Genomic DNA, 12449 nt, shown 5'->3' on the forward strand with positions numbered 1-12449 from the left:
CAGTTTGTGCCGGGATTTGAATGCTTCAATTAATATCAAGAACCGGGGGACACACGGTCTTAAAGCTCAGTCAATGTCTTCATAGAAGAGTCGCTGAGAAGCCCACACTCACCCGAAGGGGAGTGTGTGGAGTATGTCACTTTCTAGGGTTGATTTTTAACACCTTTTTAAGTTTTCAGTTTTATGAACTATATTCCCTACGGACGGCAAAATATTAATCAGGAAGATATTGATGCAGTAGTCAGCGTTTTACAGTCAGATTGGTTAACCCAAGGACCAGCGATCGCTCGATTTGAAAACTTAGTAGCTGAATACTGTGGGGTAAAATATGCAGTGGCGGTGGCTAGTGCTACAGCGGGGTTACATATTGCCTGTTTAGCTGCGGGGTTAAGTTCTGGTGATAGACTGTGGACTGTACCTAATACCTTTGTAGCTTCCGCCAACTGTGGTTTGTACTGTGGTGCAGAAGTGGATTTTGTGGATATTGATCCTCAAACCTATAATCTCAGTATTCCCGCCCTAGCTGACAAATTAGCCCTAGCAGCAGCACGGGGGAAATTACCTCAAGTTGTGGTTCCAGTCCACTTTGCTGGGCAATCCTGCGACATGAAAGCGATCGCTCAGTTGTCACAAAAGTATGGCTTTCAGGTGATTGAAGACGCAGCCCATGGTATAGGTGGCCGTTATGGCGATCGCCCCATTGGTTGTTGTCAGTTTTCCGATTTGACTGTATTTAGTTTCCACCCAGTTAAAATCATTACCACTGCCGAAGGAGGCATGATTTTAACCAATCGTCAAGACCTCTATGAACAGTTGATCCGGCTGCGGAGTCATGGTATTACCCGCGATCCTCGCTTTATTCAGGGAGATTCCCCAGGACCTTGGTACTATCAGCAGTTGGAGTTGGGTTATCATTACCGGATGACTGATTTACAAGCCGCTTTGGGTGCAAGTCAGATGGAAAGGTTGGATACCTTCGTCAAGGGTCGTCATGAGTTGGTAGCAAGATATAATATTGGCTTGCAAGATTTACCTGTGACTACGCCTTATCAACATCCTGATACCTATTCCAGTTGGCATTTATACGTAATTCGGTTACAACGCCATTCCATCAATCGCTCCCATCGAGAAGTATTTGAGGCACTCAGAAACGCAGGAATTGGAGTTAATGTACATTATATTCCTGTTCACACCCAGCCCTATTATCAGCAGTTGGGATTTAAGCAGGGTGATTTTCCTGAGTCTGAATGTTATTATCAGGAGGCGATTAGTTTGCCGCTTTATTATGATTTGACTGAAGACAATCAAAATTATGTTATTAAGACGTTAGGGGAGATTTTACAATAGGAAGATAATATCAAGAGATATCTTGACCTAATGGAGAGTCAACATGAGTGACACATTGTATGAATCTGACTTTTATAGCTGGGCCCATCAACAATCAGATTTACTGCGTCAGGAGAAATTTGAGCAGTTAGATTTATCTCATCTGATCGAGGAGCTAACAGATTTGGGTAATCGTCATTACGATCAGTTAGAGTCAAGGTTGATGCAATTAGTGGCGCATCTGCTCAAATGGCAAGTGCAACACTGGCGACGTTCTAACAGTTGGCGAGCGACAATTCGCGTACAGCGAACATCAATTGACAAGTTGCTGCGTCGTAATCCTGGGTTAAAGTCCCGTCTCAATGAAGCCTTAGTAGAAAGTTGGTCTGAAGCTAGAGATTTAGCGATCGCAGAAACTGATTTACCCGATGAAAATTTTCCCGAAACTTGTCCTTTTCAACTAGATGAGATTATCAATCCAGATTTCTGGCCAACACCCTAATACCGAAAAATAGAGACAATCAAAATTATGTTATTAAGACGTTAGGGGAGATTGCCTAATGAAGTTGGGTTTAGGAACGGTACAATTTGGCACAGATTACGGAATTTCTAACAAGTTAGGACAAACGAGTGCTGATGAAGTTAGGAAAATTTTAGAATTTGCTGCTGGTCATGGTATTCGTTATCTTGATACTGCACCCGCTTATGGTACTAGTGAAGCTGTATTGGGAGAACATTTAAGTCCCTCTCACCAGTTTCGGATTGTTACCAAAACTAGTAAAATAGCTAAATCTCAAATTGCTGCCGATGATGTCCAATCCGTTTTGGATACCTTTAGGCGATCGCTCGAACAATTAAAGCAAACATCAGTTTATGGATTGCTAGTCCATCATCCTGATGACTTATTAAATGATGGTGGCGATCGCTTGATGTTGGAGTTAGAATCACTCAAGGCGCAAGGTTTAGTAAAAAAAATTGGTGTATCAATTTATGGTCAGGAAGAAATAGATAAGTTATTTAAGAAATATTCCCTCGATCTAATTCAGATTCCTCTAAATGTTTTTGATCAAAGGTTAATCAGAAATGGCTACTTGCGATCGCTCAAAAACCAAGGAATAGAAATTCATGTACGTTCAGTATTTTTACAGGGCATTTTATTGATGTCAGAGGAAGAATTACCACCTTATTTATCGGGATTTATACCCTATTTACTGCGATACCGTGAAGTTAATGAAAAATTGGGGATATCACCTTTGCAAGCGGCAATTGGTTTTGTAGATCAACTTTTAGAAGTTGATACTATCTTGGTTGGGGTAAACAATTCAGATCAATTGGTCGAAATAGTTACAGCGACCGATAGGATATTTGATTCTAAGTATTTACGAGAATTTGTTATTGAAGATACTTCGTTAATTAACCCGTCTTTATGGAGAAAAATGGTATGAAACAAGATAATATTTTTTTTAGAGGTGAGGGAGATAATTGGTTCTATCGTAATACCAAAGATTTGGGAAAAAAAGCAGAATTTGATTTTCCGACTTACATAATAAATTTGCTTAAAGACAAGAGTGGAATTAAGAAAATTGCTGAATTAGGTTGTAGCAACGGATGGAGGCTGAACGATTTGGGAGAAACCCTTCCTAACGTTGAATTGACTGGCATTGATGCCAGTTTAGCAGCGATTCAAGACGGACAAAAAAAATATCCACACATCAAACTTTCTCAGGGTTTGTTATCTAATATCCTACTTGATGAAGAGTATGATGTTGTAATTGTCTATTTTGTCTTACACTGGGTAGACCGCTCTTCCTTGGCTAAATCTATCGCTGAAATTGATCGTTGCGTTCGGGATGGAGGAATATTAATTATTGGTGATTTCTATCCCGATTTTCCCCAGCGCAGACATTATCATCACTTGCCAGAATCAAGTGTATTTACTTATAAACAAGATTATCCTAGTATATTTGAGCAACTTGGTATATATAAAGAGATCACTAAGTTCACTGGCAACCACAATCACAAACAAGATTTAAGTATTTTGTCCTGTGATTCTGATAGCAGGTGGATCTGTAGTGTTCTAAATAAAAGCTTGAATAACTATTACCACGAACGAATCTAGGACTTACGCACTGTACAAATTCACCATGATGTGCATGAACGAAAATCCCTCGTTTCAGGCTTTTGGTGATTAACTTCTGCTCAATAGCGAGCGCTCAACAATCATCAAAAAATCACGTTAAAATGCCCGAAACCCATACCTCATATTTGGTTGATCCTGTCAATGCGTAAGTCCTAGAATCTTAGAAAAAGAACCATAATTTCACAAGAGGAACGCAGTAGTAACTGTTCACACTCCCCCCTATCTTTAACGAGAGATCAAGGGTTTCGATGATTTTAGAGGGGGGGAGTGAATAACTACACGCAGTAGCGTTGGGAGCTTCGAGTATTCAGACCGAAGGGGAAAACGCATACGGGCGAATTGATTCGCCTTCAATACTCGTGATATCATTAAACGGCGTTGCTGAATTAGGGTATGAAATTGAAAAATCAATGACAGGACTTACGCAAAATAGAACGAAAGTAGAGGTAATTCATGAATTACCCCTACGAAATAATCAGGGTTTCACTTACATCTTGCGTAAGTCCTAAATGATTTCAAACTCTGGCGTTGCTGATTTGGGGTATAATATCTATTTATTGGCGATCGCTAATAAATCATCAATCCCAAATGTCTATAAAAGAGATGCAATAGTCAATGTATTTAGCAGAAGAAAGTTTATATCTAAGAGAAGTTAGAATTAGTGATGTTAATGAAAATTACTATAATTGGTTGAACGATCCCCAGGTCAACTGCTATCTTGAAACCAGATTCATTCCTCAGTCACATGAAAATATTAAAGAGTTTGTTCGTAAGTTAGATGGAAATGTTAATGAGCCTTTTTTTTGCTATTTGTTTAAGAGAAAACCATCAGCATATTGGAAATATTAAAATAGGTCCAATTAATTGGTATCATCGTCGTGCAGATATTAGTTTATTTATTGGAGAAAAATGTTTATGGGGTCGAGGCTATGCAACAAAATCAATTCAGTTAATTACTAATTTTGGTTTTCAAACACTCAACTTAAATAAACTCAAAGCTAGTTGCTACGCTCAAAATATAGCAAGTGCTAGAGCTTTTGAAAAATGTGGCTATGAACGTGAAGGTCTACTGAGAGAACATATAATTTCTTGTGGACAAAGTATTGATGTCATTATTTTGGGATTGAGAGCCAAAGAATATTGGAAGAGATTCAAACAAGAAAAAGAACCATAATTTCACCAGATAAACATAATGATTATTGCTGTTCTCCAGGCAAGATTATCCTCCTCTCGTCTTCCAGGAAAAGTCCTCAAGCCGATTTTAGATCAGCCAATGCTGGCATTACAGATTGAGCGGATTAAGAGGTCACAATTAATAGATCAATTAGTTGTAGCGACGAGTACTTCCCCAGAAGATGAGCAAATTAGTAAATTGTGTCAAGAAATTGAAGTTGTCTCTTCTCGTGGCTCTTTAGATGATGTCTTAGAACGAGTTTATCAAGCAGCAAAACCATATTCTCCAACTTATTTAGTAAGACTAACAGGTGATTGTCCTCTGTGCGATCCAGAATTAATTGATCAAGTGATCCAATTTCATGTTGATGGAAACTATGATTATTCCAGCAATTGTTTAATCCCTACGTATCCAGATGGTTTAGATGTGGAAATATGTCGCTTTCAATGCTTAGAAATAGCTGAAAAAGAAGCCACATTACCATCTCATCGAGAACACGTGACACCTTTTATTAACCAGCAACCAGATCGCTTTAAATTAGGCAATTATCAACATGATCAAGATATATCATATCTCCGCTGGACAGTAGATGAACTAGCAGACTTTGAATTAGTTAGACAAATATACACGAATCTCTATCCACAAAATCCAAGTTTTAATATGAGGGATATTTTAGATTGGCTCTATCAACATCCCGAATGGCAAACCCATAACAGTAAGTATGAGCGCAACGAAGGTTTCACAAAATCGCTCCTTGCTGACCAAGAGTTTCTAGTCCAAACTAACTAATTAACCATGGACTCAATTATGTGCGATCGCTATCAAAAATCGGAACATTTGTTACAACGCGCCCTCAAAACTATTCCCTTGGGTACGCAAACCTTTAGTAAAAGCAAAACCCAGTATCCTTTTGGTGTGTCTCCTTATTTCATCGAACGCGCTCAAGGCAGTCATGCTTGGGATGTAGATGGGAATGAATATATTGATTTCATTAACAGTTTAGCAGCAGTGACATTAGGCTATAACGATCCCGATGTTACTAAAGCCGTGCAAGCTCAACTTCAGCAAGGAACTATTTTTTCTCTCCCCCATCCCATTGAGCTACTCGTAGCCGAAAAGATTGTTGAAGTCGTTCCTTGCGCCGAAATGGTACGTTTTGGTAAAAATGGTTCTGATGCTACATCAGGAGCAATTCGAGTAGCAAGAGCTTATACAAGACGTGATAGAGTTGCAGTGTGTGGCTATCATGGTTGGCACGACTGGTATATTGGTTCAACAGCTAGGGATTTGGGTATACCCGCAGCAACTAAGGCTTTGACTCACAAATTTCTCTATAACGATATTGAATCCTTGCACCAACTATTTCAGGAGTATCCTGGGGAAATTGCGGCGGTCATTTTAGAACCGATGAATGTTTTCTTTCCAAAAGATGATTTTTTAGGAAAAGTTAAAGAACTGACTCATCAAAATGGTTCTCTCTTGGTTTTCGATGAAACGATTACAGGGTTCCGTTATGCCATTGGTGGTTCTCAGGAATATTTTGGCATTACTCCAGATCTAGCAACTTTTGGAAAAGGTTTAGCCAATGGTTATCCAGTTTCTGCCCTCACGGGTAAGGCTGAGATTATGCGAGTAGTTGAGGATATATTTTTCTCCTTTACTTTTGGTGGTGAAACCCTGTCTCTATCTGCTGCTTTAGCAACAATTAATAAACTTGAGCGAGAACCAGTAATTCAAACTATGACTGCAAGAGGAGAAGCGATACTTACCGATGTACAAGCGTTAATTGATCGTTATGACATCGGACACATTTTCAGCCTCAGTGGTCATCCTACTTGGTCTTTTCTGTTGATAAAAGATATTGCTCCCTACAGTCAGTGGCAGATTAAAACCCTGTTCTTACAAGAAATGTTTGCTCGTGGCATTCTTACTTTAGGCACTCATAATCTCAGCTACGGTCACGCTGAAACTGATGTTCATAGTCTATTGGCTGTGTATGAAGAAGTGTTACCGCTAATTGGTGCATTGGTAGATAACAAAGAATTAGAATCTTATTTGCGTTGTCAACTTTTAGAACCTTTATTTAAAGTGCGATGAAAAAAAGTCAGACGCTAATTATCCGTGCTGACGCATCTACCCAAATGGGTACGGGTCATGTCATGCGGTGTTTAGCACTTGCCCAGGCTTGGCAAACTGATGGTGGACAAGTGTACTTCTGTACCCACAAAGATTTCCCCGTCACCCTCACCCAAAGACTGGCAACTGAGGGTATAAATAGGCTGGAAATCGCACCATTACCCGGATCTTTGGCAGATGCCCTAGAGACCATTACCTGTTGTCAAAATTATCACAGCCCCTGGTTAGTTCTCGATGGTTATCACTTTCATGCTAGTTATCAACAAACAATTAAAGCGGCTGGATTACAATTATTGGTAATAGATGATTATGGACACGCTGGTAGTTATTGTGCTGACTTCATATTAAATCAAAATATTGATGCTGATGCTAGTCTCTATCCCCGCATCAACCCAAAAACCCAACTTCTGTTAGGGTGTGAATACACTTTGTTGCGGCGTGAATTTTGGTCATGGCGCGATCATGCTAGATATCAACTAAGGAAATCCCCTCCTGGTTCATCCTTGCGAATCTTAGTTACTCTAGGTGGTAGCGATCCTGATAATGTCACACTTAAAGTCATTCAAGCTTTACAACTAGTAAACAGTGATAATTTAGAGGTTATTGTTGTTGTCGGTGGTAGCAACCCGCACTACTGTAAATTACAGACTGAAGTTGCAAAATCCAGAGTATTAATTACTTTACAACAAAATGTCACTAATATGCCTGAGTTCATGGCTTGGGCAGACATAGCGATCGCCGCAGGTGGCTCAACTAATTGGGAATTAGCATTTATGGGCTTGCCTAGTCTTGTAATCACAGTGGCGGATAATCAAAAAGACATTACGGCAAAATTAGATCGACAAGGTGTAATTATTAATCTGGGTTGGCATGAGGATGTAACTATTGAGGGTTTGAGTTTAGCAATACAAGACTTAATTGGTGATCGCCCCCATCGGGAAACCATGAGTAAAAAAGGACAGCAGTTAGTAGATGGCAATGGTGCAAAGCGCGTTGTCTCAGCGATGGTCAGTATGTTAGATTAGTGAGTCAAATTAGCGATCGCAAAACATATATGTTCTTGCTTTACCCCACCCAGAGCATCAAATAATTAAGTCGTATTAAGTATAATTACTATGAAAACCGATAAATGGTTTTACGAATTATTTTTGTCGCAACCAGGGATGCTGGCAGAATTGATGCCAGGCATTGAAGAAAACTGGGAGTTCGTTTATAATGCTCCTGTTGTTAAGGAGAAAGAGTTTCGACTGGATGGAGTCTTTACGCCAGTATCAAATAACCCGATGATACCGATGGTGTTTGCTGAGGCACAAATGCAGTCCGATTCAGGATTCTATGGACGGTATTTTTCCCAATTGTTTGTCTATATTAATCAATATACAGTTAAACAAGACTGGCGGGGACTGTTGATTTTACGCGATCGCAGTCAAGGATTAGGCTGGGAAGTTCCCTACACAGAATTATTGGAAAGACGGGTCACTCAGCTATATTTGAGTGATCTGCGAGACCAGCAAGAACTAACCCCGAACTTGATGCTCTTACAGTTGTTGGTGACAGAAAAAGACAAAAGTGCCGTAATTGGTAGAAAGCTATTGCAGGAAGCCGACACGACAGGCGAGTTTCAAAGGCGATTGAGTTTAATCGAGACTATACTGGCTAATAAGTTCCCTGAGTTAACTAAGGAGATCATCATGAATATGCTAGAGTTAGAGACTGTGGATATTACCCAATCCCGTTTTTACCAAGAGATTATTGTCGAGGGTCTTCAGGAAGGTCGCCAAAAGGGTCTTCAGGAAGGTGAGGCTAATTTAGTTATTCGTCAACTAAGACGACGACTGGGGGAATTACCAGAGAGCCAATGTTCACAAATCAAGAGTTTTCCCGTATCACAATTGGAGGACTTAGGAGAAGCGTTGTTGGATTTTCAGGGTATTGATGATTTGGATGACTGGCTACAAAAATATACTGAATTAATTAGATGATCCAATCTTGTATTATTAGCGGGCAAGATGCCCGCACCACAATAAATTTTAGGATATTTTTTTAATTTGTATATCTCTTAGAGGTTGTTTGAAAACTTTTTCGTGTGGGATCTCGATTAATTCTGATACTTTTCAAACATCCTCTTAGTCATCAAAAGACAACTTCTGCTATGAGACTGGGAATTCATTCCCAGTTGGGTTATGGGTTAACTGGCGAAAGCATCTTGAACTTTCTAGCAGACGAGAATCTAGATAAAGCGATAACCACCAACAAACAAATGAGCAATTACATCCTGTACATCCTCAAATCCTGGATATCCTGATTCTGACAAAAATTATCCGCGTTCATCTGCGTTCACCTCTTAGATGATTTGGGCAGAAGTGTTAAATCAGGAAATATAATCAAAGGGATTATTTAATATGGCTAAACGTGAAGATTATCAACTAAGACCTTTACAAGAATCTGATTTGGAAATGGTATTAAGTTGGCGTAATTCGGAGAGAGTCAGGGCTAATATGTATACAGATCATATTATCAGTCTTGAGGAACATCAAACTTGGTTTAAAAAAATAAAAGATGAGCCAACCGTTGACTATTTAATCTATGAATTTCAAAATCATCCTATTGGGTTGGTTTACTTTACAAATATAGATAAAAATAATAATAAGTGTTACTGGGGATTTTATTTGGGGGAAACTGCAACTCCTTTAGGTAGTGGAGGTGCTTTAGGTTTTATTAGTATGGAATATATTTTTGAACTTGTTGATATTAGAAAAGTTTGTAGTGAAGTTTTAAGTTTTAATAATAAATCTTTAAAACTCCATAAAAGACTCTCCTTCCAAGAAGAAGGATGTTTTAAAAAACACATCTATAAGAATGCTGAATATCAACATGTTATTTGTTTAGCCTTATTTCAAGAAGATTGGTTACAGAATAAAAATGATATAGCTAAAATCGTATTTAGGAATAAATAATGTGATTAATAATTATGTTGTAGCTGGTAGTAAGTCTTGGAATCGTCAGGTTTTTGACAAGACAATCGTTAAATATCCCGGCCAATGGTTTTTTATAAATTCTACTCAAGATTTGACTATAGAGCAAATTGATAAGATAAATCCTCGGTATATTTTCTTCCTTCACTGGTCATGGCAAGTCCCCGATGAGCTAATTAACAGTTATGAATGTGTCTGTTTTCACATGACGGATGTTCCCTATGGACGAGGAGGAAGTCCATTACAAAATCTAATTATTCGCGGACATCAAGAGACAAAATTAACTGCATTGAGAATGACTGAAGAATTTGATGCCGGTGAGGTCTATTGTCAAGAAGACTTATGTTTAGCTGGTAATGCCGAAGAAATTTATATTCGTGCTACTCATATTTCAGCCAAAATGATTAACTATATTATTGAATATGAGCCAGAACCGAAACCTCAAACAGGTGAAGTTACTATTTTTAAGCGACGTAAACCTGCCGAAAGTGAAATTCCTGAGTTCAATTCGCTCCAGCAACTTTATGATTTTATTCGGATGTTAGACGCTGAAGGGTATCCTCATGCTTTGATTCGTCATCAGGGATTTAATTATAAATTTGGACGAGCATCATTCTACCATGATCGAATAGTTGCTGATGTGACTATTACTCCCATAGAGGAGATTGAATAATGGAAGTATTAGTTGTTGCTGCTCATCCTGATGATGAGGTATTAGGGTGCGGTGGTGCGATCGCACAACACGCACAGCAAGGTGACAATGTTCATATCCTCATTCTGGCAGAAGGAGCAACCAGTCGGGATGAAAAGCGAGATAGAAGTAATTTTCAACGGGAACTTTCTGCTCTTGCAAGTGCAGCTAAACAAGCAAGTGAAATACTAGGATCTACATCAGTTTCCCTTAAAGACTTCCCTGATAACCGAATGGATGGCTGTGAACTGTTAGATATAGTCAAGGTAATAGAAGACGCTGTAACCCACATACACCCGCAAACTGTCTACACTCACCATAATGGGGATGTCAATATTGATCACCGCCGCGTTCATGAAGCTGTGATTACAGCTTGCAGACCAAAACCTGGTAGTTCAATCAAGACATTGCTTTTCTTTGAAGTACCATCTAGCACCGAATGGCGACCACCAGGATCTGCACCAAGCTTTGCACCTAACTGGTTTGTAGACATTTCAGAAACACTAACTCTGAAACTCAAAGCACTAGAAGCTTATAGCTTAGAAATGTGTCCCTATCCCCACCCTCGTTCCATAGAATCCGTTGAATATTTAGCTAGATGGCGGGGATCTACTGTAGGAGTTGAAGCTGCTGAAGCTTTCATGTTGGGGAGGAATTTATGCCTCTAAACTAGGTAAAATTATCAGCAATTTCAATTTAAAAACAAAAAAGAACGGACTAAGGGGAGTAATTCAAATCTTGTAGTCCGATGTAACCTAATATATCAGTAATTCATCTCAGATAGCAGAGTGATCATGAAGACAATAGAGATTCAAGATAGAAAAATTGGTAACAATCATCCCCCATTTATCATTGCCGAAATGTCAGGCAATCATAACCAATCCTTAGAAAGAGCCTTGGAAATTGTCGAAATAGCTGCAAAAACAGGAGTTCACGCCCTCAAAATCCAAACTTATACAGCAGATACCATGACCCTCGACTTAGATCGAGACGAGTTTTTTATTAACGATCCTAAAAGCTTGTGGTATGGTAAATCCTTATTTGAACTTTATCAACAAGCATATACCCCTTGGGAATGGCATAAACCAATATTTGATCGCTGCCGGGAATTAGGTATCATCGGGTTTAGCACACCCTTTGACTTTACCGCAGTAGATTTCCTAGAATCCCTAGATGTTCCCTTTTACAAAATAGCCTCCTTTGAAAACACGGATTTACCACTAATTCGCAAAGTTGCCAGTACAGGAAAGCCTATCATTATTTCCACCGGTATGGCAACGATCGCCGAATTAGATGAAACAATAACCACCGCTAAACAAGCAGGTTGTCAAAACCTAATTTTACTTAAATGTACCAGCAGTTACCCATCAACACCCAAAGACACAAACTTACTCACCATTCCCCACCTCAGAGATTTATTTGATGATATCCAGGTTGGCTTGTCCGATCATACCCTGGGAATTGGTGTAGCTGTTGCCAGTGTAGCTTTAGGTGCTACAGTCATTGAAAAACATTTCACACTTAACCGCGCTGATGGAGGTGTAGATGCGGCTTTTTCCATGGAACCGCAAGAAATGAAACAATTAGTTATAGAAACAGAAAGAGCATGGCAAGCTATGGGTAAAATTAGCTACGGAGTCACCGCAGCCGAACAGAAATCTTTAATATTTAGGCGCAGTCTTTACATAGCCCAAAATATGCAATCAGGTGATATACTAACTCCAGACAATTTAAGAGCTATTCGTCCCGGACAAGGTTTACCCCCCAAATACTACAATCTTTTATTAGGGAAAAAAATCAAAGCAGATGTTCAAGCGGGAACACCAGTAAAGTGGGAATTGTTAATGTAATAATGTAAGTCGCTAGTTAGGGCTTGCTGAATAAACCGAAAACCTAGATATATTAAGAGTTTCCGGGGTAAAAAAGTGAATTAGGTGCAAGGAATAAGCATTGAAACCATTAAAAACCTATCACTTTCTGGAATTTGAGACTATTCTTATATCTTTC

General features: G+C 39.2%; 13 protein-coding genes. All 13 read left to right on the top strand.

All coding sequences use genetic code 11. The annotated features are described in order from the left end of the window. Positions 1–183: 183 nt before the first annotated feature. The 13 genes from pseC to pseI all read left to right on the top strand — a co-directional run bounded on the left by pseC (position 184) and on the right by pseI (position 12292). Complete coding sequence (pseC, locus tag PN471_RS17485; RefSeq protein ID WP_271777933.1) at positions 184–1347, top strand: UDP-4-amino-4,6-dideoxy-N-acetyl-beta-L-altrosamine transaminase; 1164 nt, start codon at positions 184–186, stop codon at positions 1345–1347. 43 nt (positions 1348–1390) lie between these two features. Next, positions 1391–1828 (top strand): DUF29 domain-containing protein, encoded by a 438-nt coding sequence (locus PN471_RS17490; protein WP_271777934.1) that lies wholly within the window; start codon positions 1391–1393, stop codon positions 1826–1828. Between the two features lie 58 nt (positions 1829–1886). After that, positions 1887–2771 carry an aldo/keto reductase gene (locus tag PN471_RS17495; RefSeq protein WP_271777935.1) on the top strand — a complete coding sequence of 295 codons (885 nt, stop codon included), beginning with the start codon at positions 1887–1889 and terminating at the stop codon, positions 2769–2771. Next, entirely contained in the window at positions 2753–3445 is a 693-nt protein-coding gene (locus PN471_RS17500) for a class I SAM-dependent methyltransferase (protein WP_271777936.1), read from the top strand. The genes PN471_RS17495 and PN471_RS17500 overlap by 19 nt, the downstream gene beginning before the upstream one ends. An 811-nt stretch (positions 3446–4256) precedes the next feature. Beyond that, positions 4257–4640: a GNAT family N-acetyltransferase gene (locus PN471_RS17505; protein ID WP_271777937.1), complete on the top strand. Its 384-nt coding sequence runs from the start codon at positions 4257–4259 to the stop codon at positions 4638–4640. Positions 4641–4658: 18 nt separating this feature from the next. Continuing rightward, on the top strand, positions 4659–5429 hold the full coding sequence (locus PN471_RS17510) for a glycosyltransferase family protein (protein WP_271777938.1): 771 nt from the start codon (positions 4659–4661) through the stop codon (positions 5427–5429). A gap of 6 nt (positions 5430–5435) precedes the next feature. After that, positions 5436–6737 carry an aminotransferase class III-fold pyridoxal phosphate-dependent enzyme gene (locus PN471_RS17515; protein WP_271777939.1) on the top strand — a complete coding sequence of 434 codons (1302 nt, stop codon included), beginning with the start codon at positions 5436–5438 and terminating at the stop codon, positions 6735–6737. Beyond that, positions 6734–7801: a UDP-2,4-diacetamido-2,4,6-trideoxy-beta-L-altropyranose hydrolase gene (gene pseG, locus PN471_RS17520; RefSeq protein WP_271777940.1), complete on the top strand. Its 1068-nt coding sequence runs from the start codon at positions 6734–6736 to the stop codon at positions 7799–7801. The genes PN471_RS17515 and pseG overlap by 4 nt, the downstream gene beginning before the upstream one ends. Positions 7802–7891: 90 nt before the next feature. Further along, the gene (locus PN471_RS17525) at positions 7892–8758 is read left to right on the top strand and encodes a DUF2887 domain-containing protein (protein ID WP_271777941.1); all 867 of its coding nucleotides are present in this window, start codon (positions 7892–7894) and stop codon (positions 8756–8758) included. A gap of 420 nt (positions 8759–9178) precedes the next feature. After that, positions 9179–9733, top strand: coding sequence for a UDP-4-amino-4,6-dideoxy-N-acetyl-beta-L-altrosamine N-acetyltransferase (gene pseH, locus PN471_RS17530; protein WP_271777942.1), 555 nt, complete (start codon positions 9179–9181; stop codon positions 9731–9733). A 1-nt stretch (position 9734) separates the two neighbouring features. Next, positions 9735–10424, top strand: coding sequence for a hypothetical protein (locus PN471_RS17535; protein WP_271777943.1), 690 nt, complete (start codon positions 9735–9737; stop codon positions 10422–10424). Next, complete coding sequence (locus tag PN471_RS17540) at positions 10424–11110, top strand: PIG-L deacetylase family protein (RefSeq protein WP_271777944.1); 687 nt, start codon at positions 10424–10426, stop codon at positions 11108–11110. Before PN471_RS17535 ends, PN471_RS17540 begins: the two co-directional genes overlap by 1 nt. 126 nt (positions 11111–11236) lie before the next feature. Then, positions 11237–12292: a pseudaminic acid synthase gene (gene pseI / locus PN471_RS17545; RefSeq protein WP_271777945.1), complete on the top strand. Its 1056-nt coding sequence runs from the start codon at positions 11237–11239 to the stop codon at positions 12290–12292. Positions 12293–12449 lie beyond the last annotated feature (157 nt).

Origin of the sequence: Aphanizomenon sp. CS-733/32, assembly GCF_028330045.1 — a bacterium.
Classification (GTDB): Bacteria; Cyanobacteriota; Cyanobacteriia; order Cyanobacteriales; family Nostocaceae; genus Dolichospermum; species Dolichospermum gracile.

What these genes read in the sequence shown, in the direction of transcription:
- pseG (WP_271777940.1), top strand. Translation starts at nt 6,734, where the DNA reads ATGAAAAAAAGTCAGACGCTAATTATCCGTGCTGACGCATCTACCCAA.
- pseI (WP_271777945.1), top strand. Translation starts at nt 11,237, where the DNA reads ATGAAGACAATAGAGATTCAAGATAGAAAAATTGGTAACAATCATCCC.
- PN471_RS17505 (WP_271777937.1), top strand. Translation starts at nt 4,257, where the DNA reads ATGAGCCTTTTTTTTGCTATTTGTTTAAGAGAAAACCATCAGCATATT.
- PN471_RS17540 (WP_271777944.1), top strand. Translation starts at nt 10,424, where the DNA reads ATGGAAGTATTAGTTGTTGCTGCTCATCCTGATGATGAGGTATTAGGG.
- PN471_RS17495 (WP_271777935.1), top strand. Translation starts at nt 1,887, where the DNA reads ATGAAGTTGGGTTTAGGAACGGTACAATTTGGCACAGATTACGGAATT.
- PN471_RS17510 (WP_271777938.1), top strand. Translation starts at nt 4,659, where the DNA reads ATGATTATTGCTGTTCTCCAGGCAAGATTATCCTCCTCTCGTCTTCCA.
- pseH (WP_271777942.1), top strand. Translation starts at nt 9,179, where the DNA reads ATGGCTAAACGTGAAGATTATCAACTAAGACCTTTACAAGAATCTGAT.
- PN471_RS17515 (WP_271777939.1), top strand. Translation starts at nt 5,436, where the DNA reads ATGGACTCAATTATGTGCGATCGCTATCAAAAATCGGAACATTTGTTA.
- PN471_RS17525 (WP_271777941.1), top strand. Translation starts at nt 7,892, where the DNA reads ATGAAAACCGATAAATGGTTTTACGAATTATTTTTGTCGCAACCAGGG.
- PN471_RS17490 (WP_271777934.1), top strand. Translation starts at nt 1,391, where the DNA reads ATGAGTGACACATTGTATGAATCTGACTTTTATAGCTGGGCCCATCAA.
- pseC (WP_271777933.1), top strand. Translation starts at nt 184, where the DNA reads ATGAACTATATTCCCTACGGACGGCAAAATATTAATCAGGAAGATATT.
- PN471_RS17500 (WP_271777936.1), top strand. Translation starts at nt 2,753, where the DNA reads ATGGAGAAAAATGGTATGAAACAAGATAATATTTTTTTTAGAGGTGAG.